The sequence below is a fragment of the Bacillus luti genome, from assembly GCF_009739945.1.
Taxonomy (GTDB): Bacteria; Bacillota; Bacilli; order Bacillales; family Bacillaceae_G; genus Bacillus_A; species Bacillus_A luti.
In genome coordinates this window covers 3,463,941-3,489,646 of the sequence record NZ_CP040336.1, presented here as the reverse complement: position 1 = coordinate 3,489,646, position 25,706 = coordinate 3,463,941, and the positions used below count along the sequence as shown (strand labels likewise).

Annotated in this window: 27 protein-coding genes; 19 read left to right on the top strand and 8 right to left on the bottom strand. The window is 34.1% G+C overall.

Features of this window, described 5'->3' with window-relative positions; genetic code table 11:
• Positions 1 to 34: 34 nt before the first annotated feature.
• The 3 genes from EUC40_RS17630 (at position 35) to EUC40_RS17620 (ending at position 1,267) form a co-directional block, all read left to right on the top strand.
• Positions 35 to 205 (top strand): DUF3951 domain-containing protein, encoded by a 171-nt coding sequence (locus EUC40_RS17630; RefSeq protein ID WP_000602232.1) that lies wholly within the window; start codon positions 35 to 37, stop codon positions 203 to 205.
• 86 nt (positions 206 to 291) lie between these two features.
• Positions 292 to 876: a TetR/AcrR family transcriptional regulator gene (locus EUC40_RS17625; protein ID WP_156576170.1), complete on the top strand. Its 585-nt coding sequence runs from the start codon at positions 292 to 294 to the stop codon at positions 874 to 876.
• The gene (locus EUC40_RS17620) at positions 869 to 1,267 is read left to right on the top strand and encodes a DUF5367 family protein (protein ID WP_156576169.1); all 399 of its coding nucleotides are present in this window, start codon (positions 869 to 871) and stop codon (positions 1,265 to 1,267) included. The genes EUC40_RS17625 and EUC40_RS17620 overlap by 8 nt, the downstream gene beginning before the upstream one ends.
• Positions 1,268 to 1,294: 27 nt before the next feature.
• Here the strand turns inward: EUC40_RS17620 and EUC40_RS17615 are convergent, their stop codons facing one another.
• The 4 genes from EUC40_RS17615 to EUC40_RS17600 all read right to left on the bottom strand — a co-directional run bounded on the left by EUC40_RS17615 (position 1,295) and on the right by EUC40_RS17600 (position 4,892).
• The gene (locus tag EUC40_RS17615) at positions 1,295 to 1,654 is read right to left on the bottom strand and encodes a hypothetical protein (protein ID WP_156576168.1); all 360 of its coding nucleotides are present in this window, start codon (positions 1,652 to 1,654) and stop codon (positions 1,295 to 1,297) included.
• Between the two features lie 11 nt (positions 1,655 to 1,665).
• Entirely contained in the window at positions 1,666 to 2,259 is a 594-nt protein-coding gene (locus tag EUC40_RS17610; RefSeq protein WP_156576167.1) for a dienelactone hydrolase family protein, read from the bottom strand.
• Positions 2,260 to 2,261: 2 nt separating this feature from the next.
• On the bottom strand, positions 2,262 to 2,597 hold the full coding sequence (locus EUC40_RS17605; protein WP_156576166.1) for an antibiotic biosynthesis monooxygenase family protein: 336 nt from the start codon (positions 2,595 to 2,597) through the stop codon (positions 2,262 to 2,264).
• Between the two features lie 69 nt (positions 2,598 to 2,666).
• Positions 2,667 to 4,892 (bottom strand): glycosyltransferase, encoded by a 2,226-nt coding sequence (locus EUC40_RS17600; protein WP_156576165.1) that lies wholly within the window; start codon positions 4,890 to 4,892, stop codon positions 2,667 to 2,669.
• A 306-nt stretch (positions 4,893 to 5,198) separates the two neighbouring features.
• Here EUC40_RS17600 and EUC40_RS17595 point away from each other — a divergent pair, with 306 nt between their 5' ends.
• The 4 genes from EUC40_RS17595 to EUC40_RS17580 all read left to right on the top strand — a co-directional run bounded on the left by EUC40_RS17595 (position 5,199) and on the right by EUC40_RS17580 (position 11,944).
• Entirely contained in the window at positions 5,199 to 8,552 is a 3,354-nt protein-coding gene (locus tag EUC40_RS17595; RefSeq protein ID WP_208814614.1) for an isopeptide-forming domain-containing fimbrial protein, read from the top strand.
• A gap of 23 nt (positions 8,553 to 8,575) precedes the next feature.
• A complete protein-coding gene (locus tag EUC40_RS17590; RefSeq protein ID WP_156576164.1) occupies positions 8,576 to 10,207 on the top strand; it encodes a SpaH/EbpB family LPXTG-anchored major pilin in 1,632 nt (543 codons plus the stop codon).
• Between the two features lie 90 nt (positions 10,208 to 10,297).
• Positions 10,298 to 11,098: a class C sortase gene (locus EUC40_RS17585; RefSeq protein ID WP_156576163.1), complete on the top strand. Its 801-nt coding sequence runs from the start codon at positions 10,298 to 10,300 to the stop codon at positions 11,096 to 11,098.
• A gap of 21 nt (positions 11,099 to 11,119) precedes the next feature.
• Positions 11,120 to 11,944, top strand: a complete 825-nt coding sequence (locus EUC40_RS17580) for a class C sortase (RefSeq protein ID WP_187130356.1) — start codon at positions 11,120 to 11,122, stop codon at positions 11,942 to 11,944.
• Positions 11,945 to 12,156: 212 nt separating this feature from the next.
• Here EUC40_RS17580 and EUC40_RS17575 read toward each other — a convergent pair whose 3' ends face one another.
• The gene (locus EUC40_RS17575; protein WP_001019753.1) at positions 12,157 to 12,336 is read right to left on the bottom strand and encodes an H-type small acid-soluble spore protein; all 180 of its coding nucleotides are present in this window, start codon (positions 12,334 to 12,336) and stop codon (positions 12,157 to 12,159) included.
• Positions 12,337 to 12,402: 66 nt separating this feature from the next.
• The gene (locus tag EUC40_RS17570; protein WP_156576161.1) at positions 12,403 to 13,617 is read right to left on the bottom strand and encodes a helix-turn-helix domain-containing protein; all 1,215 of its coding nucleotides are present in this window, start codon (positions 13,615 to 13,617) and stop codon (positions 12,403 to 12,405) included.
• Between the two features lie 117 nt (positions 13,618 to 13,734).
• Here EUC40_RS17570 and EUC40_RS17565 point away from each other — a divergent pair, with 117 nt between their 5' ends.
• Together EUC40_RS17565 and EUC40_RS17560 are read left to right on the top strand one after the other, a co-directional pair.
• The gene (locus EUC40_RS17565) at positions 13,735 to 15,003 is read left to right on the top strand and encodes an MFS transporter (protein ID WP_156576160.1); all 1,269 of its coding nucleotides are present in this window, start codon (positions 13,735 to 13,737) and stop codon (positions 15,001 to 15,003) included.
• A 109-nt stretch (positions 15,004 to 15,112) separates the two neighbouring features.
• Positions 15,113 to 15,637 carry a DUF4398 domain-containing protein gene (locus EUC40_RS17560; RefSeq protein WP_071712325.1) on the top strand — a complete coding sequence of 175 codons (525 nt, stop codon included), beginning with the start codon at positions 15,113 to 15,115 and terminating at the stop codon, positions 15,635 to 15,637.
• Between the two features lie 40 nt (positions 15,638 to 15,677).
• Here the strand turns inward: EUC40_RS17560 and EUC40_RS17555 are convergent, their stop codons facing one another.
• Positions 15,678 to 16,571 (bottom strand): LysR family transcriptional regulator, encoded by an 894-nt coding sequence (locus tag EUC40_RS17555; protein WP_156576159.1) that lies wholly within the window; start codon positions 16,569 to 16,571, stop codon positions 15,678 to 15,680.
• 162 nt (positions 16,572 to 16,733) lie between these two features.
• Here EUC40_RS17555 and EUC40_RS17550 point away from each other — a divergent pair, with 162 nt between their 5' ends.
• From EUC40_RS17550 to EUC40_RS17535, 4 genes are read left to right on the top strand one after another with little or no spacing between them, the layout of a single operon-like run.
• A complete protein-coding gene (locus EUC40_RS17550; protein WP_156576158.1) occupies positions 16,734 to 17,726 on the top strand; it encodes an ABC transporter ATP-binding protein in 993 nt (330 codons plus the stop codon).
• Positions 17,704 to 18,729 carry an ABC transporter substrate-binding protein gene (locus tag EUC40_RS17545; protein WP_071712328.1) on the top strand — a complete coding sequence of 342 codons (1,026 nt, stop codon included), beginning with the start codon at positions 17,704 to 17,706 and terminating at the stop codon, positions 18,727 to 18,729. The genes EUC40_RS17550 and EUC40_RS17545 overlap by 23 nt, the downstream gene beginning before the upstream one ends.
• 12 nt (positions 18,730 to 18,741) lie before the next feature.
• Entirely contained in the window at positions 18,742 to 20,412 is a 1,671-nt protein-coding gene (locus EUC40_RS17540; protein ID WP_156576157.1) for an ABC transporter permease, read from the top strand.
• On the top strand, positions 20,409 to 21,671 hold the full coding sequence (locus tag EUC40_RS17535; RefSeq protein ID WP_156576156.1) for an MBL fold metallo-hydrolase: 1,263 nt from the start codon (positions 20,409 to 20,411) through the stop codon (positions 21,669 to 21,671). The genes EUC40_RS17540 and EUC40_RS17535 overlap by 4 nt, the downstream gene beginning before the upstream one ends.
• A 79-nt stretch (positions 21,672 to 21,750) precedes the next feature.
• Here the strand turns inward: EUC40_RS17535 and EUC40_RS17530 are convergent, their stop codons facing one another.
• Entirely contained in the window at positions 21,751 to 22,173 is a 423-nt protein-coding gene (locus EUC40_RS17530; protein WP_156576155.1) for a YfmQ family protein, read from the bottom strand.
• Between the two features lie 40 nt (positions 22,174 to 22,213).
• On the opposite strand from EUC40_RS17530, the gene EUC40_RS17525 reads away from it, so the two are divergent.
• The 6 genes from EUC40_RS17525 to EUC40_RS17500 all read left to right on the top strand — a co-directional run bounded on the left by EUC40_RS17525 (position 22,214) and on the right by EUC40_RS17500 (position 25,694).
• A complete protein-coding gene (locus EUC40_RS17525; RefSeq protein WP_002011946.1) occupies positions 22,214 to 22,330 on the top strand; it encodes a hypothetical protein in 117 nt (38 codons plus the stop codon).
• A 65-nt stretch (positions 22,331 to 22,395) separates the two neighbouring features.
• On the top strand, positions 22,396 to 22,557 hold the full coding sequence (locus EUC40_RS17520) for a hypothetical protein (RefSeq protein ID WP_016088490.1): 162 nt from the start codon (positions 22,396 to 22,398) through the stop codon (positions 22,555 to 22,557).
• Between the two features lie 159 nt (positions 22,558 to 22,716).
• The gene (locus tag EUC40_RS17515; protein WP_071712332.1) at positions 22,717 to 23,352 is read left to right on the top strand and encodes a cupin domain-containing protein; all 636 of its coding nucleotides are present in this window, start codon (positions 22,717 to 22,719) and stop codon (positions 23,350 to 23,352) included.
• A 97-nt stretch (positions 23,353 to 23,449) separates the two neighbouring features.
• Positions 23,450 to 24,550 (top strand): serine hydrolase, encoded by a 1,101-nt coding sequence (locus tag EUC40_RS17510; RefSeq protein WP_156576154.1) that lies wholly within the window; start codon positions 23,450 to 23,452, stop codon positions 24,548 to 24,550.
• Between the two features lie 108 nt (positions 24,551 to 24,658).
• Positions 24,659 to 25,234, top strand: coding sequence for a histidine phosphatase family protein (locus EUC40_RS17505; RefSeq protein WP_156576153.1), 576 nt, complete (start codon positions 24,659 to 24,661; stop codon positions 25,232 to 25,234).
• An 88-nt stretch (positions 25,235 to 25,322) separates the two neighbouring features.
• Entirely contained in the window at positions 25,323 to 25,694 is a 372-nt protein-coding gene (locus tag EUC40_RS17500) for a hypothetical protein (protein WP_000461774.1), read from the top strand.
• Positions 25,695 to 25,706 lie beyond the last annotated feature (12 nt).

The window sequence follows — 25,706 nt, the reverse complement described above, 5'->3', positions numbered from 1 at the left end:
GGTGTAATAACATGAACTATATAGGGGTGGTGTTATGATACTTTTAACGATAGGAGCAATATTGTTAACGTTGTTTATTTTCTTTATTATCGGCTTTATTACGTTTATGATGTTTGTTGATAAGGCGACACCTCAAATTTATTACACACCTTGCGAATCAGTGACCGTGAAATCTAAGGATAAACATAGAAGGAAGAAAAGTTGAAAGTTGGCTTTTCTTCCTTCTATTTATCTGATTTTTCTGTATAATTTAAGTTAGTTAGCTGACTAACTTAAAAGGTGGTTATAGAAATGGCAAAACCGAATGTTGTTAATAAAGAGAAGTTACTTGAAGCAGCAAAAAAAATTATTACAGAGCATGGGATGGAAAAGTTGACATTAAAAGCAGTTGCAGAGAGTGCTCAAGTTACACAAGGTACCGTATATTATCATTTTAAAACGAAAGATCAATTATTACTTGAAGTAACTGAATCGTTTTGTAAAGCGTCGTGGGAACAAATAGGAAAGGATGTACAGTTAGAGAAGGTTTTACAGTCTGCAGAAAGTAGATGTGTGAAAGATTCAATGTATCATCATTTGTTTTTTCAATTAGTAGCTAGTGGATTACAAAATGATGCGATGAAAGATAAAATTGGTGGATTGTTACATTATGAAAACCAAGAATTAACAAGAGTGTTAAATGAAAAAATAGGAAATACAATGACATCTCAAATTTCAACTGAAACGTGGAGCGTTTTATGTAATGCATTAATTGACGGATTGGCATTGCAAGCATTATTCAACCCATCTTTTTCTACAGACAAAGTATATGGCGATTTATATATGCTCTTGGAAAAGTTTACAGCGCTACAAAAGGGAGGTAATGTCAGTGAATAACAGACTTTGGCTCACTATTTTATTTTCTATTGGCGTTTGGTTTTTTGCCTCAGCATTCTTCATTATTTTCGGTTCTTCCGTTTTATTAGAATACACTTCAAATAGATTTTTTCTACAAATGACGTTTCTTGAATTAGGAACGGCTATAGCTTTATATTTTGTAATGTGGTTATACCAAAAACTAGATACTACGAAATATGCAGTTATTAAGTTAGGTATATGTGGTACAGCAATCGGTTTGATTTTAGATTCTTACATCTTATATAATTCTTCTAGTATATTCTCACAATACTCCTCAAAGCAAATCATATCATTTACCATTTGGATGGTTATTGCGTATGCTCTATATTTAATAATTCCTTTCGTCATGGAACGAAAAAAGTTGTTGTAAAGAGGTATGTTATCCTCTTTACAACAACTACATCCCCGAAAGAACTAACAACAATAACCCAAATAAAAAACTAATAAAGGAAAGAAAACCGATACATATGGAGAACACACGATTGTTTCTCCATTCGCGCCAGAAAGTGATAAAACCTAAAATGCAAAGGAAAAACCAAATAGGCAGGAATAGAAACTCGCTAACTTTCTCAGGGAGTAACATATAAAAAGATGTTAAATATAAGATCCAATTTGCAAAAAATAAAATGGAAATGATAATAGATTGTAAGTAGGGACGTTTTGAAAACTCCCCCTTTTTTACGGTTACAAAAATGATAGTTAGCGCTGAGAAAAAGGCAATGAATATGAAAATAAGTAAGAGTAATGTAAGCGTCATTTAACTCTCCTTTATAAGAGTGTTTTTACAAGAAACGAATCTATTAAATTGTATGCTTGTTTTGTAGAGTGCTCGTTATATTTTTCAGTATACGGATTTAGAAAACCATGTTCACCGTGTAGTTGTTGTATTTCTAATAAAGGATTCTTTTGTTGCTGCAATGTTTGAATGAAAGAGGGTATTGAAAAACTAGCTTCTTTTTCAGGGAAGATAAGTAAGGTAGCGCATGTTGGTTTCATATGAATATAGTCACGTATACGGGAACCGTAACATCCAATAATAAAATCTAGTTTTGGATTGTTACTACATAGCCATGAGATGGTAGCGCCAACACTAAAGCCAATAAGTCCAATATGAGTGTAACTATTAGAAAGACGGGTAATGAATTCTTCAATTTGCTTTTTTCCATTATCAAATCCAATATAATTCATAAAAAAATGATATGCTTTTTCTTCATCACGATAATGAAATGCGTGTTGTGATTGTAGAAGGTTAGGGCAGAATACATCTATATGAGATGAAGTGAAGTGGTGGGTAACTTGATGCATATGATTGTTCACACCGTATATTTCATGAATAACAATGAGAGCTAATTTTTTCTTCATAGTTACAATGTACCTCTATGAAACTTAAATTCTTGCTCAACAAGGCAGATGCGCAGGTGGAAGTTTTCATACCATTGCTCACGGCCTCTTTTTTTCGCTTCTTTATGTAAGGCATTCTGTTTCCAATTTTCAATTGCCTCAAGTGATTCCCAATAAGAAATTGTGATTCCCAGCCCTGAATGATCTCGTGCGCTTTCTACCCCTAAAAATCCAGGTTGCTGCTTTGCAAGTTCCTCCATTTTGTCTGCAACGGTACTATAATCTGTTGTATTATTTGATAAATGAGAAGTGAATATAACTGCATAATAATGACTCACCTTTTGTGGATTATTTTCCATATGAATCCCTCCCTGATAAATATTTTAGCATGTAATAAAAAGAAAAGAAGCACGAGACTTCTTTTCTTTTTAGGCTGTAAATTTTAACCCAGCGTATATTTTACGTCCCTTTTTTTGAATCCAGCATACTTGTGCTGGTTTCTTTTGAATGTTTCGGTCTTCCATGGTTACTTGAATCATTTGATCAATGGTGAGTGCTGTATTGATTTGTACGTGGCATCCTCCAGCACTGTAATCAATTATAGTTGCATCGATTGGCGTTCCGTTCATATGCAATGTACCAGGAGACATCAGTTGTTCACGTATATGCTGCCTGCGAAATTGTCTTGGTGATTTCTTTGTGTTTTTTATGAAGGATGTAATCGCAAGTGTAAGAAATGCTTTATCGTACACCTTTTCAACACGGTCATTAACAGGTTTGCTAAATAGATGAAGAATAAGTTTGCAATATTGCTCATGGGAGACATCGTTAAATGAAACACCAACTTGTACAGAATCTTTTTGTCTCTGAATCCATTTTTTCGTACTATGAATCTTTTCTACCTCTCCGAAAGATAATGTATAGGAAGATAGGTTAGATAAAGTATCAAATGGAATGGATGTATCGACTTCAAATCGTGCACCCGTTTCACTAATATCAAGAACACGGCAGGAAATTGTTATATCTTCGGCCTGTAAAGTACCTGGCAAATTTACTACGAAACGTTCTGAGTTTCGGAAGCGCGGTCTTTCAAATGCTACAAATAGTGAAGTGATAATCGCTATACCGTTGTATAGTACCCAGAAAATATTAATATATAAACTTTCTCTTTCAATATGATATTGATCAGGGTATAGAAGCATTAGTGCTGCCCGAATAAGTGCAACAATTGTTAAAATGAGTAATACGAGGTGAGGAATACTTGCAATCCACAAAAAATGCCTCGTATTATTTTGAACCCCTTTTCTTGTCACATGAAATTGAAATTTTTTACGTAAGAAAATTTCCGATAATATAGCAAAGCCCATATAAGGAGCCATAGCAACTTCGTACACGTGGCTCCATGTCGTCGTTCGCTTTTTATTAGAAACAGCTTTGAAAATAAGCTGTGATGTTAAAAAGGCAGGTGCCCAAAACATAAATAATTGCATGAAATTAATGTCTAAACTATAAATATCGAACACTAAAAATAATATCGGTGCTAGTAAAAATATCATTTTATAAATGCCAAAAAACCAATAGTGGATTCCATCTGCATATAAAACACGCTGCATAAAAGATAATCCTTTTATAGTGAAAATATTCCACTTCTTTACGACTTGAATGCTACCTCTACACCAGCGATCACGTTGTTTTAATAAATCACTAAATGTTTCAGGCGATAATCCAACAGCCAGTGTTTCATTGACAAATACAGTTTCCCATTTATTCGCTTGAAGTAGCATTCCAGTTGCCATATCTTCAGTGATGACTCCAGTTGCAAAACCTCCAATTTCTTCTAGAGCAGTACGGCGGAACAGAGCATTACTACCGACATACATCGTGGCGTTAAATCGATCTTTCCCTTCCTCTAGGTGACGCATAAAGAAGTCTTGTTCGTTTGCGATGTTATCTTCAAAAAACAAATTATATTGAAATGGATCAGCATTATAAAATACTTGTGGAGCTTGGACGAATACAACATTGTTTTTGGAAAAGTAACCAATTGTTCGTTCTAAAAAGTTTGCTCGTGGTACCATGTCAGCATCCATTGTTACGATAATATCACCTTTCGAATGAAGCATTGCATGATTTAAATTACCTGCTTTTGCATGTTCATTTTCTGTACGAGTTAGGTAGTGAATTGAAAATTCTGCCGCGAGTTGTTTTACACTTTCACGGCGACCATCGTCACAAATATAAATATTTAGTAACTCTTTCGGATAAGTAATCATTGTACAACCAGCTACAGTGCGTTTTAACAAATCGATTGGTTCGTTGTAAGTGGCAATAAAAATGTCAACTGTAGGTAGTTTTTCGAAAGTAGATAACGGTACTTCTTTTCGTTTATATGGCTTCCATGAAACAATACTGAAAATGATTGACTGTAAGTAACCAGCCCACTCAGTAACTAACAATAAAATCCCAGCTATAATACTTATGAGATTAATAGTAGGTAACGAATAAAAAGTGCGCCAAATAAGATAAATAGCATTACTACCGAGAAATAGAATAATAAGTAATTTTTTTGACCATAAATATTTATGGGAGAGAGCGTAAATAATAATTATTAAGAGAAAAATAATACCTAAACCTTCGTATATAGAAAGGTTCATGAAAAGCCTCCTTTATTAATAGGGTTTTGATTTATAAAATCTTTTTCATTCATTTATAAAGATTTTATAATTGCCATTATATAGAATATCATAAAAAAGATGGAAAGTATGGAATTTATATTTTTTTAACATAAAATTAATTATAATTAAATACTTTACAAATCTAAAAATCTGTATATAAAAATTTATAAAATTTAAAATTAACAATATATTTCATTAACAAATAGTAAGATTTATATTAGAATAATACGTATAAAGTATATTCATATAATATACTAATAAATTGTAATTAAGGAGGTGACCTCTTTGCGCAATAGAATCAAAGAAAATAAAAACCTATTAAATGCATTTGTAGTTGTTATGAGTTTATTCTTGCTAGTATCTCAATTGCAGTTTTTAAGTCCAATTGATACGGCACAAGCAGCAGTTACAGATGCAGAAGGGTTTGATGCACCGACTTATCAATCTATTCATAAGGGAGATATGTATTCTACTGGGAATGTGAATTTAGGTATTAAAGCTACTGACGCTCAGAAGAAAACCGCATTGTATTCGGATATCACATATATTTCTGGGACAACACCGAATGGTTATACACGCGAACTAATTGATGTGGATGATGACCCAACAACTACAAATTCATCTAAGGCATACATTCCTGTTCCAGAAGATGCTGAAATTGAATGGGCTGGATTATATTGGAGTTCAACGCGTTACGAATTAACGCAACAACAGTATTTAGCACCAGTTAAGTTTACTACTCCGGCTGGAATGAGTTTTCCAGTAACACCAAGTTTCACGTATTACGGAAGTGGATTATTGTATGGTTTCGGTATTGATGGCACGTATTATTCCAATTATGCAGATGTTACTGAGCTTTTACAGTCCTCTAATTCAAAAGGAGGAAGCTATACTGTAGCAAATATTCCGTATCCGAATACAAAGCTTGCATATAATTCTGGATATTATTCTTTTGCTGGTTGGTACATGCTAGTTATCACGAAAGATAAGTCAAAGACAAGAAAAGCATTTACTGTTTATGATGGTGGACTGAAAAGAGCTACTGGATCTGGTGAAAAAGAGTTTACGGTGAAAAACTTTATTGCTTCAAAAGCTGGAGATTTAGATCCAAAAGTTTCTGTTTTCGCTGTTCAAGGTGACAGGTATTGGGCGGGGGATAAACTTTTTGTTCATACAGATAACGCTTGGAAAGAAATTACTGATAAGCTGAATCCGACAGGTAATATATTTAATTCCACTGTTTCTGAATATGAGGAACATATGCGAGATAAGTATCCTGGTACATTCAATCCAGATTATAAAAATAATTTGGGGATTGATGCAGATTTAATTAAGTTACCAGCAGGATATATTAAACCAGAACAAAAGGAAGTACGTTTAAAAGCTGCGACCTCTGGTGATGACTACGTATTAAACACATTAGCCTTTGCGGTAAATGCAACAGCGCCAGAACTTGACATTGAGAAATCCGTCGTTAATGTGAAAGAAAAATACGAATCCGGTGAAGAAATCATATATCGATTAAAAGTCAAAAATACTGAGCCGAATTCAAGTGCAATTGATACAAAGATTGAAGATGTTCTAGACCGTCGTTTAAAGTTTGTACCTGGATCGGTGAAAATTATTTCTGGTCCGAACGCAGGGGATCAAACAGATCAATTGATGGATGATCAAGTTGATTATGATGAGAAGACAAGAAAGTTAACAATTAGAATTGGTGAAGGAGCAAATGCTTCGAAAGGCGGAATTTATACGGATAAAACGCCTGAAACAATCGTTGAATTTAAGGTGAAATTAAGAGGAAGAAAAACAGAAAGTGAAATTCCTAATACTGCTATTGTTCGAGGAATTGATGAGCTGACAGCAAGTAAAGTTGAGGATAACGCTTCTAATAAAGTAGTAGTGAAAGTAAAGCCTAATCTTGAAGTGAAAAAAGGTAAACTCGAGGCTGAAAAATTAGCTGAAAATGTAAATGGTGAAACTCTTAAAATAGGAGATAAACTTGAGTACACGATAAAAGCTAAAAATAGTGTAAACGACTCTATATTAAAATCTGTCACCGTAACGGATCCATTACCGGAAGGTGTAGAGTATGTTCCGAATACATTGAGAATAGATGGAAAGGAACAAACAGACGCGGAAGATGATGATAGTGCACATATAAAAGATGGAATTATATATGCTAACCTTGGTGATCTTAATGGCGATGAAGAAAGGGCAATTTCATTCGAAGTAGTTGTAAAACCAGAGATGGCAAATAAGAAAATCAAAAATAGTGCAGTAGTAGAGTCTATTAGTGTACCAGAACAAGAGAAGCCGGAAGTCGAAATATCAGTTAACCCGTTGTACGGACAACTAGATGCGAAGAAAGAAGTAACAGGTGGAGTAGATGGCAAAGTACATGTAGACGATGAGCTTGAGTATAAAATTACACTTCAAAATAAAGTTAAAAATGGACTTATAAAAGATGTTCGCATTGCCGATAAGCTTCCTAACGGATTGGAATATATAGCGGATAGTATGAAAATGAATGGGAATTCGTTGACTGATGCGATAGATGAAGATGCGGGATCGTATGAGGATCATACAGTTAAAGTTAATATCGGTGATGTGTTTGATACAGAAGAACGAATTGTAACTTTCAAGGTGAAGGTTACAAAAGAAGCACTAAAAACGAAAGAAATTGAAAATATAGCAGTTGTGGACGGTAAAACTCCAGATGGTAAAGATTTACCACCAGAAAAACCCAATGTAAAAACGAAAGTGGAAGCGAAAGATCCAAAGATTACAAAGACAGTTTCTGACGCGGATGAAACAGAGGTAGTAAAGGCAACGTTACAAAGTGAGAATGAAGAGTTTACGTGGCATGTAAACTATCATTTCGGGAATGATGTAGAATACTTGGAAAGAATCGTATTACAAGATGATTTAGAAGATATTTTAAAAGTTGAACAAGTAAGGCTTGTAAATGCAAATGGGGAAGAGATACAAGTTATCCCCGAAATTGATGAGCAGTCGAAAAAGGTGAAAATTGAACTGCCGAAGCAGGATGGCAGTTACGAATATGTTATGAATCAATCGTATACGATGCATATTACATCAAATCTGGATATGAGTATGGGTGTGGATAGTTTAGAAACGTATACTGCAAATGGCGGTATACGAAATAAAGCGAAGTTACTATTTGATCAAAAGGATTTTATATCAAATGAAGCAATAATTATACCACCTACTTTCGGAAAAATAGAGATAGAGAAAGTAGATGGGACAGACGAAACACTTAAATTAATAGGTGCAGTATTTCAAGTGATAAATAAAGATGGCGATGTAGTAACTGAATTAACAACAGATAAGAACGGTTTGGCAGTTTCTAATCCATTATTGGTCGGAAAATATTACTTAAAAGAAGTACAAGCACCAGCAGGGTACATGCTTATGAAAGAGCCAATTGAAGTTAATGTGACTGGCGATGTATCTACACAAAAGATAACAATAGAAAATAGTAAAAATGAATGGATTATCCCGGAAACGGGTGGAGTAGGAACAATTATTTTTTACGTAATTGGTGGAATATTGATGTTCATTACATCTTTCTTCTTCTTTAGAAAAAGAAAGAATAGTAGTTTGCAAACAAAGTAGACACAATAGGGGAGTGGAATTTAATGGAAAAGATTTTTAGCACTTTTTTAATTTGTATTTTAGCTTTTTCAACATTATTTAATATGACGGTTAGTGCTGAATCAAGAAGTACAGGTACTTTAACGATTCATAAGTATGAGCAGGGTAAAGATGCGAAGCCTGGTGTAGAGGGGAATGGGAAAGAAGGTCAAAGTGTTCCAGAGGGAGCAAAGCCTTTAAAAGGTGTAACATTTGAAATTAAACGAATCGCTTCATTTGAAAAAAGTTCTGATGGGAAAGAACTTACAGATAGTGCGATTACAAAAGTAACAGATGATAAGGGAGAAGCTGTTTTTCAAAATCTTCCGCTAGGACGTTATGAAGTAAAAGCTATAAATGGACCAGAGCATATTGAATTAGATAAGAGCACTTTTATTGTTGATATTCCAATGACAAGTACTGATGGTAAAGATTTAAATTACGATGTTCACATTTATCCAAAGAACGAAACGAAACGTGGTCCAGTAGAACTAATAAAAAAAGGTGAGGGAGACAGTATATTACCAGGTGCGGAATTCCATTTATTCAAAAAAAATGAAGATGGAACAAAGACGCAAGTAAAAACGCCTCAGCCACTAGTATCGGGATCAAATGGTAAAATTCGTGTGGAGTCTTTAGAGTATGGAGATTATTATTTTATTGAGGAGAAGGCTCCAAAAGGTTATGTAACAAGTAAACAGGAGTATCCTTTTTCTATTAAAGAAACAGGTATAGTAGTCCCTGTAGAGGTAACAAACTTTAAAGAACCTACAATTGAAAAAACAATTAATGACAGTTCAAAAAATGCGGGAATAAATCGTGAAACAGATTATACGTATGATATTAAAACATTGCTTCCTGAGGATATTCAAACGTATAAAAATTATGTCGTAACCGATGTTTTAGATGATCGTCTAGAAATCGTTGGAACTCCAGTTGTAATGATTGACGGTAAAAAGGTTGATAGGAGTATTGTTAACGTAGTTGTAGCTGGACAAAAGGTGATTGCTTCAGTAGAAAATTTTTCGAAAGTAACAGGTAAACAATTACACTTACAGATTACTGCAAAAATTAAAAGTGATGTTCAATCTGGAGTGGAAATTCCGAACAAAGCAGTACTTGATTTTGTAAACAAAGATGATGTTACATCAGAAAAAGATGGAAAACCATCTAATGAAGTTATTGTTACACCGACAATGGGGACTATAAAGATTGAAAAAGTTGACGGCAAGAATAAGAATTTGAAATTAGAAGGTGCAAGATTCGAATTACGAGATAAAAAGGGAAATGTTGTAACAGTAAACAACAAGAAAATGGATGATATAACCGATGCGAATGGTATTATTATATGGAATGAAATCCCATACGGTGAATATCAAATTGTTGAGACGGTAGCACCAACGTATAAAGATGAAGACGGTGCGGTAGAACAATACCAAAAATTAAGAGATCCGATTGAAATTAAAATAGATAAAGATCAAAGTGTAATTGATTTGCAAGTCGAGAATAATAAGAGTGGATGGATTATTCCAGCAACAGGTGGTATGGGAACAATTCTCTTCACGGTAGTTGGTCTGTTATTAATGGTGACAGCAGCGTTTATTTTCTTTAGAAAGAAACCTGTGAAGAATTCTTAATTCATATTTTATAATAATTGAGTTTGGAAAAGAGGAAAGGCATATTGCTTTCCTCTTTTCCATATTTTATCCGAAGTGAAAGAGGATGTTATGAAACGAAATATTATCTTTGGAAGTATTTTTTTACTAGGATTAAGTATATTTCTATATCCGACTGTGAGTAATTGGTTTGCAACGAGAACCCATTATTCAGAAGTAAGTATGTATGATGAAGCGGTAAAGAAGCTGGAGAAAGAAGAGATTAATCGTAAAGAAACTGAAGCGCGAGAGTATAATAAGAACGTTCAAAATACGACACAAACATTTTCGGACCCATTTCATGAAAAGAGTGATGAGGGGAAAAGTTCATATGTAGATATGTTAAATATAGGGGATGTTATGGGGTATGTAGAAATCCCTAAAATTAATGTGAATCTTCCAATTTATCAAGGGACGACGGAAGAAGTGCTAAGTCGCGGAATTGGACAACTGAACGAATCTTCATTACCAGTAGGGGGAGAAAACACGCATACAGTTTTAACTGGGCATCGTGGTTTACCTTCAGCGCTAATGTTTACTCATTTAGATAAAGTCGAACAGAATGATATATTTTATATACATTCATTAGATAAAGTACTTGCCTATAAGGTAGATCAAATAAAAGTTGTGTTACCAAATGAGACAGAAGATTTATTAGTAGTACAAGGACAAGATTATGCAACATTAATTACGTGTACCCCTTATGGAGTGAACACGCACAGGTTACTAGTGAGAGGACACCGTGTTCCATATGATGCTGGAGAAAAAGAAATGATTACAAAATCTTTCATTTTAGAAGATTGGATGATCGTTTTTCCTATTGGTATTATTTGCATCGTCCTTCTAATAATCTATTTAAAAAAACGAAAATAGTATGTATTGTGTGGTGAGTGTGTGAGAAGGGGAGTTATAAGCGTAGTATTGTTTCTTACAGGATTATCACTATTTATATATCCAATGATCGCTAATTATATAAACAAGTATGTGTATAAGACAGAAGTGATACGTTATGAAAAAATGGTTGATGATTTAAAAATAGAAGATGTAAATGAGAAGTTTCGAAAGATGGAAACATATAATAAATCGTTAGGGAAAACTACTTTCAAAATGAGTGACCCATTTGTACAGGATGATGAAATAAGTACGGAACTGTTAAATTTTATAAACAAAGATGAAATATTTGGTACGATTTCTATTCCGAAAATAAATGAGGAGTTGCCAATTTACTTAGGAGCAAGTCAAGAAAACTTAAGTAAAGGAGTAGGGCAAATTGAAGGGACTTCATTACCGATTGGCGGGAAAGATACACATGCTGTATTGGCAGGACATCGTGGATATCACGGGGCAACGATGTTTCGTCATCTTGATCGGTTAAGTGATGGAGATGTATTCTATGTAACGGTATTTGGAAAGCAGCAAGTGTATAAAGTAATTGGCCGCGAAATCATTTATCCAAATCAAGTGGATAAATTAAATGTAATAAAAGGAAAAGACAAAGTTACACTGCTTACATGTGAACCATATACATCAAGTAAATATCGTTTGTTAGTGTATGGGGAGCGAGTAGAAAGTGAGCAAAAGGAAATAGAACGTCTGAAAAAGAGTGTAGTCGAAGTTAGAAGTTATGAAATAAGAGAAATATTTATAAAACTAGCTTATGGAGTAGTAGGTTTCATTGTAATTTGTATTGGTTTGTATGGACTACTAAAGAGAAAATAGGAATGACATTTATCCCGCTTTAATGGGCAGTAAGACCCCCACCTCAAAATTCAGCGAAAGCAAAGAAGTTAGGTGGGGGTCGGGCTGCCCATAAAAGTCCGATTGGTGAGGGCTGATAATCAGTGGGGGATGAAGAAAACCCCCATTGATTAAAGTTTCACTTTATATAGAAAAAAGAAAAATGCCACTTCAAAAAATTGAAGTGGCATTGCTTATATTTCCTCTAAGCTATTAACTGGAACTGTTAATTCGCGTCCTGGGTTTTTAACTTCATATATGCGGGCGGTTTCGCTGCTTTCGTCGACGTGTTGAATCATAACAGGCATACCTTGAAAACTGACATTGGCATGTTCCGCTGATACAGAAAGCTCTTTTGCACGTTCTATATTCATTTATATTCCTCCCATCATTATTATCTTTGCTAAAAAGGAGGGATAATATACCATTTCGAGACATTCTTAAAGTTTTTGTATTATTTGTAATGTTTCTTTAATGAATGAAGAGAAAATAGAAGTTGGATAGGACTCTATGATTTGATTTGCCTTTGTTACTTCTTCAAGAGCCCTTTTTTTATCATTAAGTTTTACATAACAAAGGGCACGATATGCACCTGCTGTTATAAGCCACGATTGATCAAGTGGATGCGTCATATAATCAGGAATGTTAGCGCGTTGTAAAGTTTTTAGGGCTTCCTCATATTTTTTTAATCCGTACAAAGATTTTCCTTTTTCAAGATAATACAGACCATCTTCTAGAAAAATTGGCTCATCTTTTAGCTTTTCTCGAAATTGTTCTATATGTTTTAATGCGATTGTATATTCATTAGTAATTGTGTTGTAGTAATATGCTTTTAATATATCTATAGTTGCGATCGATAAAGTGTTTTCAGTAAAAATAGCGAATTGCTCAGATTTCTTTATGTAGTGTAAATATTGTTCTTTATCAGCCATGATGACTTTTTGATAAGATAATATGCGGTAAAATTCATCTGTTTTATAATACACTTGATGTTTTTTTGAAAACGCGAGTGCCTCTAATATGATTTTTTCACATTTTTCATAATCGCCACATGCGAGTAAAATGATGGCCTCTTTTAAACATAATTGAATGTGTATAATAAGATCCATTTCTAAATGTTTCGCTTCATAATCATCTCGAATGCTAGCGATTAGCTGTAAACATTCCTCATACTTTTTACGTGAGAATAGCGCGTATGAAAAGGTTAATTTTGTTTCCGTACTGTCCCGGTATAAAGTATATTTTTCAAATATAGAGGTAGCTTTTTCAACGTAAGACTCAATATTGTAATCTTTCATGATAGCAGCAGCGGTTACAAATTGTTTATATAAACGGGCCGTATTTAAAGTAAGGGGCATCTCTTTTTGAACGATAGGCAGTAAAGTCTCATATACTTCATCGCATTTATTTGCCTTAATTAGTTTCTCCGTTTGTTGAATGAGTTCTACAATTTCTTCATCATCATCTTCTAATAAAAAACTCGTTTCGCATTCAAGTTTATCAGCGATATATTGTAATGTTTTCATAGAAGGTGTAGCTTTTCCATTTTCAATTTGACTAAGCATACTTTTTGTCAGTTCTGAACCTGCTAGTTCTGCTTGTGTAAGTTTTTTTTCTTTCCGTAATGCTTTAATTTTTTCGCCGAGAGTTGCCATCATATGCTCCTTTATAGTTAGAAAGTTAAATACAATTAAACTTTACGTTGTAAAAATTGGAAGGTCAAATATATAATAAGTTTAACACAATTTAACTTTTAAGGGGAGCGTGTCATTATGGGGGATGTAAGTATAGGTCAAAATGATTCAAAAATGAAGATTGCAACGAGAAATATTATTTTAATGATGATCGGAAAAATGACGTCTTTGTTAGGGGCGGGTATTTATACGTTTGCAATGGGATTATACGTATTAAAAACGACTGGTTCAGGAATGGGATTTGCAACTACACTTATTTGCGGATCAATACCAAGAATGATTTGTGGACCGATTGCAGGTGCTGTAGCTGACCGCGTCAATCGAAGATGGCTTGTCATTGGCACAGATTTATTAAGTAGTTTAACGATGCTTATTATGTTTATTCTTGCGACTACTTTTGGGCCGTCACTTCTGTTTATTTATGTTTCAGCAGCATTATTATCAATTTGTGCAAGTTTTTATTCTGTAGCATTAACTTCGTCGATTCCTAATTTAGTAGACGAGGAGCGTATTCAAAAAGCGAGTGCTTTAAACCAAACGGCAGCATCTTTATCGAATATTTTAGCGCCAATTATTGGCGGCGTTGTATTTGGTTTCTTTTCAATTAAGTCGTTTTTCCTGCTGAATAGCATTACATTTTTTTTAGCAGGAGTTATACAATTATTTATCGTATTTGATCTATATAAAAAAGAAATGGCTGAAAGTAAAGAACATTTTTTAACGAGTATAAAAGAAGGTTTTTCATATATAAAACGACAGCATGAAATATATGGTTTAATGAAAATTGCATTATGGGTAAACTTTTTTGCGAGTGCACTTTTCGTTTCGCTTCCATATATTATTATTCAAAATTTGCATTTATCCTCGAAGCAACTAGGTGTTGTAGAGGGAATGTTAGCAGTCGGGATGCTAATTGGTGCAATTGTTTTATCAGTACGTAAAGAAGTGAATAATCCGTTTCGCTCTGTTTATATTGGGCTGTTTTTATTTGCGGGTTTGAGTATATGTACAGTCTTTCCATTGTTAGTTACCATTCCGAAAGTAGCAAGTTTTATTTACTATATCGCTTTTATGATTTTAACTGGTATATCAATGATGATTGTAAATATCCCGATGCAAGTGCATATGCAAAAGACGACAGATCCAAACTATTTAGGGCGTGTATTTGGCCTACTTGAAACAATTGCTACTGCAATCGCACCGCTTGGCATGATTGTATATGGATTATTATTAGATATGTTGCCAACTAGCATTGTTATGATGACATTAGGCGGAGGCTTATTGTTAGTTGTATTAGTTGGAATAAAACAGCATATGGCGAAAAAACAAGTGGATGTGCCAGCCTAAAAGAAAATTTTAACAATATAAAAATGACTAAATTAGTATTTTAGTTTTTGAAACTCTTTTTCATGTATGTTACAGTAAAGTGAGCAGGCAAAGAAAAGGAGACAACATCATGAAAAAAATAAGTTTTGTTATGCTTTTTCTGTTAGTCGTAATGACTGGATGTAGCAATTATGACACGTATATTGAAACAGGTATGCAATCATTGAAAAATAAAAAATATAGTGATGCAACAATGTGGTTTGAAAAAGCAGAAAAAGAGAAATCAGGAAATGAAGCGAAATCATATAAAGAAGTTGCCGAGATCATGGATCACGGAGCAACAGCATTAAGAGACGGTAAGTATTTAGAAGCGAAAGACATTGCAAATGAAGTGTTACAAAAGAAAAAAGACGATGCACTTGAAAAAGCTGTGACATCAAATGCCGAGGATATGCTTCAAAAAGCAAAAGATGTGGAAAAGAAAGTAAATGAAAGAGTGGCAAAAAGGAAAAAGGTAGAAGAAGCAGGAATCGATAAACTTATTAAAGCTGTAGATAGTATAGATGATGTGAAAGAAAAAGAGAAAAAAGTTTCAGAAGCATTAGATAAGGCTGAAGAGGCGCAAGCCAAAATTGAGGAAAAGAAAAATAAATAGAGTTATAGTTTAAAAGGCTGTCGTGAATAACGACAGCCTTTTAATTTTGGGATGCAAAAGAATTGATGCTCTGTAGTAAAAAAGAAATTATTTTAGAATTCCACCTGTCTTCATGATGAATGGTGTAAATATTACGCTGAAATTCAAATTCTGGGATTGGTATATAGCATAGCTCATTTCGTTGTACTTCTTGTTCGATAGCAAGTTTAGAAATAAAGGCAACACCATTACTATATTTTAAAATTTGTTTCATTGTTTCTAATGAATCTAATTCAATTTCAGATTGGAATGTAATGTTATGTGCTAACGTCCATTGTGTAAGTAAGTCTCTCGTTGTAGATGGATTACGATGCAATAATATACGTTCCTTTTCGATATCTTGTAATGATACATTTTCCTTTTTTGAAAAATGATGCTTTTTAGAAAAAGCGAGAACAAGTGTATCAGGTATTATTTTCGTTTGTTTTAAAAGTGGTTCATCAAACGGTGCCGCAGAAATTACCCCGAGATCAATCTCATGATTTTGTAGCATTGTTCGAATTTCAGGAGCTGTTTTGACCAGTAGAGTTATTTTTATATTAGGAAATTCGCATTGGAATTGGTGAACAACTTCTGGCAAAAGATAAGTAGCTGGTACATAACTAGCGCCAATCGTTATAGCGCCTTTATTAAAATCTTTAAACTCTTGTGTGACGCGCCTAGCTTCCTTCATAAGTGCATCTATTTTACATGCATAATGATGCAATGCCTCGCCAGCCTCTGTTAGAAAATACCTTCCAGAACGTAATTCGAATAAAGATACACCGAGTTCCTCTTCTAAGCTTTTTATATGAAATGTAATAGTAGGTTGTTTAACGCCAAGTTTTTCTGCAACAATCGTAAGCTTTTTGTATTTCTTAATAAGCACTACAATTTCTAATTTTAAGAGATTCATTATGAGTTGCCGCCTTTTTTATTTTAACTATAGAAAAAATCTATAGAAATAAATAGTTTATTAGAACTTTTTTAATTTAATCTTTACAGTACATTAACATTCAGTATAAATCTTCCAGATAGAATGAAAGCAGGTTAAGAATGAGGGGAAAGAGGTGAAACGATGGATATTAAAATTAATGGATTAGAAAAGACATTTGGAAAAACACAAGCGCTAAAGCCGTTGCAGATTGTAATGAAAAAAGGGGAATTCACCACACTTTTAGGACCTTCGGGATGTGGGAAAACGACTTTGCTCAGAATGATAGCAGGACTGGAAGAACCAGATAAAGGTGAAATATATTTTGGAGATAAGTGCATGTATTCTGGTGCAAAAAGAATAAAAACATCTCCTCATGAACGTAATATCGGTATGGTATTTCAAGATTTTGCATTATGGCCACATATGACTGTTTTTGAAAATGTTGCATTTGGTTTAAGGGCTACAAAGCAAACGAATCATTTACGGGAGAAGGTAGAAGATGCAATAAAGCGAGTCCGCTTGCAAGGGATGGAAAAAAGATATCCACATGAACTCTCTGGTGGACAGCAACAACGTGTCGCATTTGCTAGGGCAATTGTAACTACACCTCATTTTATTTTGTTCGATGAACCGCTAAGTGCACTTGATGCAATTTTGCGCGAAGAAATGAGATTAGAGCTTATGGATATTGTTCATTCCATCGGTTTAACGGCATTGTATGTAACACACGATCAAACAGAAGCTATGTCAATGTCAGATCAAATTATTATCATGAAACAAGGAGAAGTATTACAAAAAGGAACACCAGAAGACATTTATATGAAACCATCTCATGAATTTGTTGCGAAGTTTGTTGGCAAGGCAAATTGGCTTGTAGAGGGTGAAAAAATGATTCGTCCTGAGCATGTGAGCTGGATAAAAAATGACGGGGGCGAAAGGTATACAGGTGAAATTCAGCACGTTACATATGTAGGAGAGCGTTATGAAGTGAAGGTAAACATGGGACCATTAGGTGTATGGACAACTTATCACAATAGTAAGCTAAGCATCGGTAAAACGGTATCATTATATGTACCAAAAAATTGTATCCATCATATAGGGGGAGAGTTGTATGAAGAAATTCAGTTCGCTTAAATCTTTATTTGTATGCACTTTACTATTTTCGGCAGTAGTAACAGGATGTAGTTCGAAGACAGGTAGTGCAGATGCAAAAAGTAAAAATAAGAATGAAAAGAAAATTGTTGTTTATAGTGCAGGGCCAAAAGGATTAGCAGAAAACATTCAAAAGGATTTTGAAAAGAAAACGGGTATAAAAGTGGAAATGTTTCAAGGAACAACAGGTAAGATTTTAGCGAGGATGGAAGCTGAAAAGAAAAATCCAGTCGTTGACGTTGTCGTACTTGCCTCATTACCGGCGATGGAGGGCTTAAAGAAAGATGGTCAAACGCTAGCTTATAAAGAGGCGAAACAAGCTGATAAGCTTCGCACAGAATGGTCGGATGATAAAGGACATTATTTCGGGTATAGTGCTTCAGCATTAGGAATTGTGTACAACACAAAAAATGTGAAGACAGCACCTGAAGATTGGAGCGATATAACAAAAGGAGAATGGAAGGGGAAAGTGAATCTTCCAGATCCAGCACTTTCAGGTTCAGCTTTAGACTTCGTAACAGGGTACGTGAAAAAGAATGGACAAGATGGATGGAATTTATTTGAACAGCTTAAGAAAAATGAAGTTACAGTAGCAGGGGCGAATCAAGAAGCGTTAGACCCAGTAGTAACAGGTGCAAAAGATATGGTCATTGCGGGTGTTGATTATATGACGTACAGTGCAAAAGCAAAGGGTGAACCAGTTGATATCGTATATCCAAAAAGCGGAACAGTTATTAGCCCACGCGCAGCAGGCATTATGAAAGATAGTAAAAATGTAGAAGGTGCAAAAGAGTTTATTGATTATTTATTATCAGATGATGTACAAAAACAAATTTCTAAAGCATATTTATTGCCTGGTAGAACAGATATAAAAGCTGAAAATAGACCAAATGTAGAAGAAATTCCAGTATTAAATGTTGATTGGAAAACAGTTGAGAAAGAACAAGATGAAATAGGAAAACAATTTAAGAAAGTATTTCAATAAGATGGTGATTACATGGTAAATCGATTTGGGTTAGTAAGACAAGTTGGAATGGCGGTAGCGTTGTTACTTGTGGCGATGTTAATCGTCATTCCGCTTTTTCTCATTTTATTTTCTAGTGTGTATGAAAATAGTAGTTGGAATTTTTTAAAGCCTTTTGAAGTGATGCAGAGTGGTGGATTAGCTGGGATTTTTCTAAATTCGATGCTTCTAGGCGTACTCGTTGTAATCGGGGCTACTATATTTGCATTTCCATTGGCGTTCATTATGAGCAAAACAGACGTTGGAAAGTATAGTAAGTTAGATGTTGTTTTTATGATTCCATTTATGACACCGCCGTATATTGGGTCGATGGGTTGGATTTTGTTTATGCAACCTAACGGCTATTTCGAACAGTTTTTTCCGATGCTAAAGATGATTTCATCTTCGTTTTTTAGCTTAGGAGGTATGGTTTTAATTATGAGTCTGCATTTATTCCCATTCCTTTATTTCATGTTGAAAAACACGTTACTTCAGATTGGGAGTAGTAAAGAAGAGGCAGCAGCGGTTCATGGCGGAAGCTTCTTCTATCGTTTAAGAAAAATAATATTGCCGTTACTAGTATCAAGTTATGTAATGGGGGCTTTACTCATTTTCGTAAAGACGATTGCTGAATTTGGAACACCGGCTACATTCGGACGAAGAATTGGATTTCATGTATTAACATCAGAGATTCATAAATTTATTTCGAGTTGGCCAATTGATTTTAGTAGTGCAACAGCATTGTCTTCTTTATTACTTAGTGCATGTATGCTCATTTGGTATATGCAAAATGTATTGAATCGAAAATATTCATATGCAATGGTAAATGGAAAAGGTGTGAAATCCAAAAGATATACTTTGTCTATATTTACACGCTTTGTAGCATGGATTTATGTAATTGGTTTATTAATCGTATCAATTGGAATCCCATATTTTTCTATACTTATTGCTTCTTTGTCAAAATTAAGAGGGGGCGGCCTACATCTTAATAATTTCACAACAAGCCATTATGAAGCATTGTTTACAATAGGTTCTCCAGGGTTAGAAGCCTTATGGAATAGTTTTCTGTTTTCGCTTGTAACAGCAATTGTCGCTGTAATTATTGGAGTGTTTTTGGCGCTTATGATTCGGAAGGGGAAAAATTCCTCTGAAAAATGGCTTGATATGTGCGGTATATTACCGAATATGGTACCAGGAATAGTGATGGTTGTAGGCCTTATTTTATTTTGGAATTCACCATATATGCCTCTGTCAATTTATAACACACCAGTCATGGTTATCGTAACGTATGTTGTTCTTTTTCTACCTTATACGGTGCAGTATGTAAAAGCATCACTCGGACAAATTGATGATTCTCTTGTACTGGCAGGAAGTATTTTTTCTGGAAATTATATTTACATTTTTAGAAAAATAATATTACCTCTTATTATCCCAGGCATTCTTGCTGGGTGGGCGATGACATTTACGATTTCGATAAGAGAGTTAGTAGCATCGCTTCTCGTACTACCTCCATCGGTAGAAACGTCAGCAACGTTTATTTTTTCTCAATTTGAACAAGGAGAAGTGTCGATAGGAATGGCGATGGCTGTTGTTTCTGTCGGACTTACAACAATGTGCTTATTACTTCTGCAGCATATGGAGCAAAAACGAAAAGAGGTAGCATGATGAGGGTGGAAGTATGGGGAGGAGCGGGAGAATACGGTCGTTCCTGCTATTTCGTTAAAAATAAAGAAACGAAAATATTATTTGACTGTGGTATTAATCGATCATACGAGGATAGTTATCCAACAATTGTGCGGGAAGCTGTTCCGTTTTTGGATGCGGTATTTTTATCGCATATTCATGAAGATCATACGATGGGTGTACCTTTATTAGCGAAGTATGGATATAAGAAAACAATTTGGACGACTCGTTATACGAAGGAACAACTGCCAGTTTATTTTGAAAAATGGAGAAGCTACAATCTGACGAAAGGGTGGAAATTACCATATAACGAACAAAATATTAATGATTTAAACTATGTATGTATTGATGAGATTAGCAATCCAAATGAATGGATACAGATTACTCCTACATTGCGGTTTCAATGGGGGTATAGTGGGCATGTATTAGGAGCTGTTTGGTTTTTAGTGGATATGTGTAATACATACGCATTTTATTCTGGCGATTATTCAGCGGAGTCTAATATACTACGAGCTAATTTACCTGAGAAATTGCACCACGATATAAAAATTGCAATCGTAGATGCCGCTTATCACACTGATGATGTTTCGCAAAATGAACGAATAGACGAACTATGTGCAGAAGTTGAACGAGTTGCGAAACATAAAGGAATAGTGTTACTACCGTTGCCCCCGCTTGGTAGGGCGCAAGATATCGTATTGTATTTATATAAAAAATATAAAGAACTTCCCATTATAGTAGATCAAGAAATTTTGGATGGATTTGAAGAGATGTTCGTATATAAAGAATGGATAAAAAATAGTGAAGAATTTGAATGGATGATAGAGAATTTAAAAAGAAACATAATAGTTATGGATTATGACATGTGCATGCAAAATAGTTATGGAATAGTTGTAATGAGTGATGCGAATATGCAAATGGAACGAACGCAGTTGTATTATGAACAACTCCGACATGAAAAGCGAAATGCTATTATCTTTACTGGACATATTGCGAAAGGGAGCTTTGCAGAAAAGGTGATGAAAGAACGTGTGAATAGAGAATGTAGGGTGGAGCAAGTTCCATATAAGGTTCATCAAAGTATTAGTGACGTTAAAGAGATGTTACATACATTATTACCAGAACATACGGTGTTAGTACACGCACTGAAAGAGGATACGGATCGATTGCAGAAAAAGCTCAGTACAGCCGGATATGAAAATGTATATTCACTTGCAATGGAAAGTATAGAAGTAATTTAAAATGTAAAGGAGATTGGTATATGATAGAAGGAATCCATATGTTCATGGATTCCTTTTCGGTATGTGAAAACGATAAGCATTAAGCTAAATCAGCAGATACGAACATATCACTATTTTGAAGATTTTTAGAGCGTAAACTATAAGCAACTACTTTCTTTTTATGTTGCTTGACAACATCAACATGCTCTTCGTGGCTATAAATATAAAATGTAAAATCTTTTTTGCCGCGTTTTGCGTTAATTATTAAAGGAGTACCTTCATTGTGTGGTGGCGCATAATAGCGATCTAAAAATAAACCTTCGTTAAAATCATGAATAATTTTGGATTTTTTTTCGCCTTCTAAGTGATTTCCATTAATTGTAACAGTTACATTCTCTTCCTCAAGTTGTGGGTGTGTTTCGTACTTGCTAATAATGGATTCAATAACAGAGTTCGGAAGGCTAGAAACGATAATTTTAAATGCCCCAAATACAACTAACATTACAATAAACCAAGTCGTCATAGTAATCATCCCCTTTATTCTATTTAATAATATAACTCATATGGTAATAGTACATATGGTGAAGTTTTGTATAATTTGTGAAAAATATGCCATTTTCACGAATGAAATATTAGAAAAATCAATTTTGTTACAAAAAGTTGAAATCGAAGTATTTTAAAAGAAAAAGGTTTATAATAAAAACATAACTAATAACAACATTACTAATTATAAGGAAGTGTAACTATGAGTACTGTAGCAATCGTGTATGGTATTATTCTTTCTACAATTATCGTTTTATTTTTCGTTGGGGTTTCACGTTATATTCATAAATGGAAAGAATGCGTTGCGAAATTAAATCACATTGAAGAAGAACTAAGTGATTTAATGTTACATCATGGTAAGTAAACATTCATTTTTTAACTTAAAAATGTGAAATGATTCACAAAACATGCTCTCGTTATGAAGCATGTTTTTTTGTTATGTGAATGATAGGCACATTTATGAATTTCCCCCATACGATACAGTGTGAAAACAGAAATGTTCGGAGCGGAAAAGAGGGATAGAATGAGTAATTCAGGCTATGTTACAGATAATAAAAATTTAAAGAAAGGCTCAGGAACTCCAAACCTTTTCTTTGATTCGAGAAAAAATGTCTTTTTTAAAAGAGATGAGAAAAACGTTGCATATGAAGTTACTTCAACGCAGTTACCGGCGATGATAGGAGGAGCCTTTGTTGATTTATTTATGACAAAAGGGCATATGAGAGAACCACATTGGCATCCGAATGCGTGGGAGCTAGACGTTGTTGTATCAGGGGAAGCAGTTACATCCATTTTAAATCCGGAAACGAATCAATTGCAAAATTATCATATAAAGCCTGGACAAACGGTTTTCATTCCAATGGGTTGGTGGCATTGGATTACAGCAGTAACAGAAGAAGTACAATTACATTTGTTTTTCAATAACGATCAGTTTGAAACAGCAGAAGGATCGGACGTACTAAGATTGACACCCCCAGAAGTATTTCAAGCTGCATATGGTGTAAGTGCAGAGAAACTATTGAAGGACTTTTCACCAATTAAAGAGTCGGTTGTAATTGGACCACCCACACTAAATCGTTCTAAAAGTGACAAGCAGACTAATGACTCGAATATAGTAGTTACGTTAAATGGACAAATAACTTCGTGTGAAATAGAGTAATGCTTTCTTTTTAGGAAGAGTTACTCTATTTTGTATAATTTTGTAATTCAGTTCAGTATAATTAGTATGTAGAAGAAATTTTGTTAGGGGGCATATTGTGAATATAGTAAAGATTATTGAAATTGTTGCAGGAGTGGTTATAGTAGCCGTTATAGCTTTCTTTGCAATTATGAAGTACTATTTGTCAAAAGAAGATCCTAATTACGTATTAAAGTACATAAAAGAACATAAAGGTGATAAAACCTGTTCATTACTGATTAGAAAAAATGGGGAAGTATTAGCATCTATAAATGAAAAGGTAAAATTGCCATTAGCGAGTACGGCAAAAATCGTAATAGCAGTTGAGTTTGCTAAGCAAGTGTCAGAAGGAAAGATAAGCCGAGATGAACAAATTTCATTGCATGAATTAGAAAAATATTACGTTAAAAACACTGATGGTGGAGCACATCCTGCCTGGTTAGAAGACGCCGAAACTAGAGAGTTAGTGAAAAATGGACAAATCGCTTTAGAAGAAGTCGCTAAAGGAATGATTCATTATAGTTCTAATGCAAATACAACATATTTGTTAGAAAAGCTTGGAATAGAAAGAGTAAATGAAAGTATAAAAGAGTTAGAGCTTACTAGTCATGATAAGTTTACGTCTTATACGGCTGCACTATATATGAGAGGATACGTAGAAAAAGAACTTCATGTGCCAGAAAATCAGTCATTAAAAACGTTACGTAACATGTCAAAAGATGGATATGATAAACATGTGTTACAAATACAGGAATGGATGAAAGATGAAGAAGAATGGAAAAAGCGTGATATTCCATTAAAAGTAGATATGGAATTCCAACGTATTTGGTCAGATCGATTAGTGAGTGCAAATGCTAAAGATTATATGAGTATAATGGAAAAGATAAATAGTAGAAATTATTTTCCAAAATCAATGCAAGAAGAAATTGAGAATATTTTTAAAGGAACAGTTGATAATAGTAAGTTAGAATTTGCTGGTCAAAAAGGCGGCTCTACCGCATTCGTATTGACAAAAAGTTTGTATACTACAGATAAGAAGGGGAATAAGGTAGAGGTTGTCATTATGTTTAACGATATAGAAGATCAAGTTGCATACCAAAAACTGAGAAATAATATCGATTATTTTATTCAAGATGCTATAACAGATGAAGAGTTTAGAAGGAAAATTACAATAAAATAATTTTATTATGTAAACAAAAGGGCACTTATGAAAAGTGCTCTTTTTTAATACAGGGTTTTCCAATCTTATTATTGAATATAGATTGAAAATAAGAAAGGAAGTTGAATCATGACTACAATATATTTCGTTCGTCACGCCCACTCTACATATACACAAGATGAAAGGGAGCGTCCGCTATCTGAAAAAGGGCAATTAGATGCAGAGAATGTAACACGCTTATTAAAAGATGAGCATATTGATGTTGTGATTTCTAGTCCGTATAAAAGGGCGATTCAAACTGTACAAGGAATTGCAAATACATATAATGTATCGATACAAATAGAGGAAAATTTACGGGAAAGATTATTAAGTAAAGAGCTAGTAACAGATTTTAATGATGCGGTCCAAAAGGTGTGGGAAGATTGGGATTTTGCATACGAAGGCGGAGAATCGAATGATGTAGCACAAAGGCGTGCTGTAATATGTATGCAAAATATATTAAAAAAATATGAAGATAAGAATATTGTAATAGGAACTCATGGAAATATTATGGTATTACTCATGAATTATTTTGATTCAAAATATGATTTTCGATTTTGGAAAACACTTCGTATGCCCGATATATTTAAGTTGAATTTTCATAATGAAGATTTAGTTTCTGCCGAAAGGATAGAGAATACGGGTCATCAGATAAATAATTTGTAAAAGTTTATCAAAAAAAGAGGAAAGAGAGAAGTTATTGTAGAAGTATGACTTTGTAACAAAAAAATATATGTTAAAGGAGGCTGTTTACATGTTTGAGAAAGAGAAAGAAGGGCTTATTGAAGTTCACAACGTATATGAAATTGCACCAGTAGATGGAACAATTATAGGTATGGCAACGGAAGAAGAAATGGAAATTGCTGCTGAACTAGAGCTGCAATACTATGCCCATTCTCGTTTATTAGAAGCAAATGTTCAGTTAGACGGTTCCTCCTATAAAGAGTTACTTCAGGAGTTCCAGGAGTACGAAAGAAAATCAATGAGCTTTTGGCGAGCAATACATAAACGTTTAGCTGTGCCATGGGCATGGGTACTACGTATTGATGTTGCGAATGGTCCTATATATGTAAGTAATGGGAATTCGTATTATGAAGAAATCGATGATGAAGAAGATTATGAATAGATAAGTAAGGAA

Coding starts and splice junctions, on each gene's coding strand:
- EUC40_RS17630 (WP_000602232.1), top strand. CDS start 35: ATGATACTTTTAACGATAGGAGCAATATTGTTAACGTTGTTTATTTTC.
- EUC40_RS17625 (WP_156576170.1), top strand. CDS start 292: ATGGCAAAACCGAATGTTGTTAATAAAGAGAAGTTACTTGAAGCAGCA.
- EUC40_RS17615 (WP_156576168.1), bottom strand. CDS start 1,654: ATGACGCTTACATTACTCTTACTTATTTTCATATTCATTGCCTTTTTC.
- EUC40_RS17610 (WP_156576167.1), bottom strand. CDS start 2,259: ATGAAGAAAAAATTAGCTCTCATTGTTATTCATGAAATATACGGTGTG.
- EUC40_RS17605 (WP_156576166.1), bottom strand. CDS start 2,597: ATGGAAAATAATCCACAAAAGGTGAGTCATTATTATGCAGTTATATTC.
- EUC40_RS17600 (WP_156576165.1), bottom strand. CDS start 4,892: ATGAACCTTTCTATATACGAAGGTTTAGGTATTATTTTTCTCTTAATA.
- EUC40_RS17590 (WP_156576164.1), top strand. CDS start 8,576: ATGGAAAAGATTTTTAGCACTTTTTTAATTTGTATTTTAGCTTTTTCA.
- EUC40_RS17585 (WP_156576163.1), top strand. CDS start 10,298: ATGAAACGAAATATTATCTTTGGAAGTATTTTTTTACTAGGATTAAGT.
- EUC40_RS17575 (WP_001019753.1), bottom strand. CDS start 12,336: ATGAATATAGAACGTGCAAAAGAGCTTTCTGTATCAGCGGAACATGCC.
- EUC40_RS17570 (WP_156576161.1), bottom strand. CDS start 13,617: ATGGCAACTCTCGGCGAAAAAATTAAAGCATTACGGAAAGAAAAAAAA.
- EUC40_RS17565 (WP_156576160.1), top strand. CDS start 13,735: ATGGGGGATGTAAGTATAGGTCAAAATGATTCAAAAATGAAGATTGCA.
- EUC40_RS17560 (WP_071712325.1), top strand. CDS start 15,113: ATGAAAAAAATAAGTTTTGTTATGCTTTTTCTGTTAGTCGTAATGACT.
- EUC40_RS17555 (WP_156576159.1), bottom strand. CDS start 16,571: ATGAATCTCTTAAAATTAGAAATTGTAGTGCTTATTAAGAAATACAAA.
- EUC40_RS17550 (WP_156576158.1), top strand. CDS start 16,734: ATGGATATTAAAATTAATGGATTAGAAAAGACATTTGGAAAAACACAA.
- EUC40_RS17545 (WP_071712328.1), top strand. CDS start 17,704: ATGAAGAAATTCAGTTCGCTTAAATCTTTATTTGTATGCACTTTACTA.
- EUC40_RS17540 (WP_156576157.1), top strand. CDS start 18,742: ATGGTAAATCGATTTGGGTTAGTAAGACAAGTTGGAATGGCGGTAGCG.
- EUC40_RS17535 (WP_156576156.1), top strand. CDS start 20,409: ATGATGAGGGTGGAAGTATGGGGAGGAGCGGGAGAATACGGTCGTTCC.
- EUC40_RS17530 (WP_156576155.1), bottom strand. CDS start 22,173: ATGACGACTTGGTTTATTGTAATGTTAGTTGTATTTGGGGCATTTAAA.
- EUC40_RS17525 (WP_002011946.1), top strand. CDS start 22,214: ATGGTAATAGTACATATGGTGAAGTTTTGTATAATTTGTGAAAAATAT.
- EUC40_RS17520 (WP_016088490.1), top strand. CDS start 22,396: ATGAGTACTGTAGCAATCGTGTATGGTATTATTCTTTCTACAATTATC.
- EUC40_RS17515 (WP_071712332.1), top strand. CDS start 22,717: ATGAGTAATTCAGGCTATGTTACAGATAATAAAAATTTAAAGAAAGGC.
- EUC40_RS17505 (WP_156576153.1), top strand. CDS start 24,659: ATGACTACAATATATTTCGTTCGTCACGCCCACTCTACATATACACAA.
- EUC40_RS17500 (WP_000461774.1), top strand. CDS start 25,323: ATGTTTGAGAAAGAGAAAGAAGGGCTTATTGAAGTTCACAACGTATAT.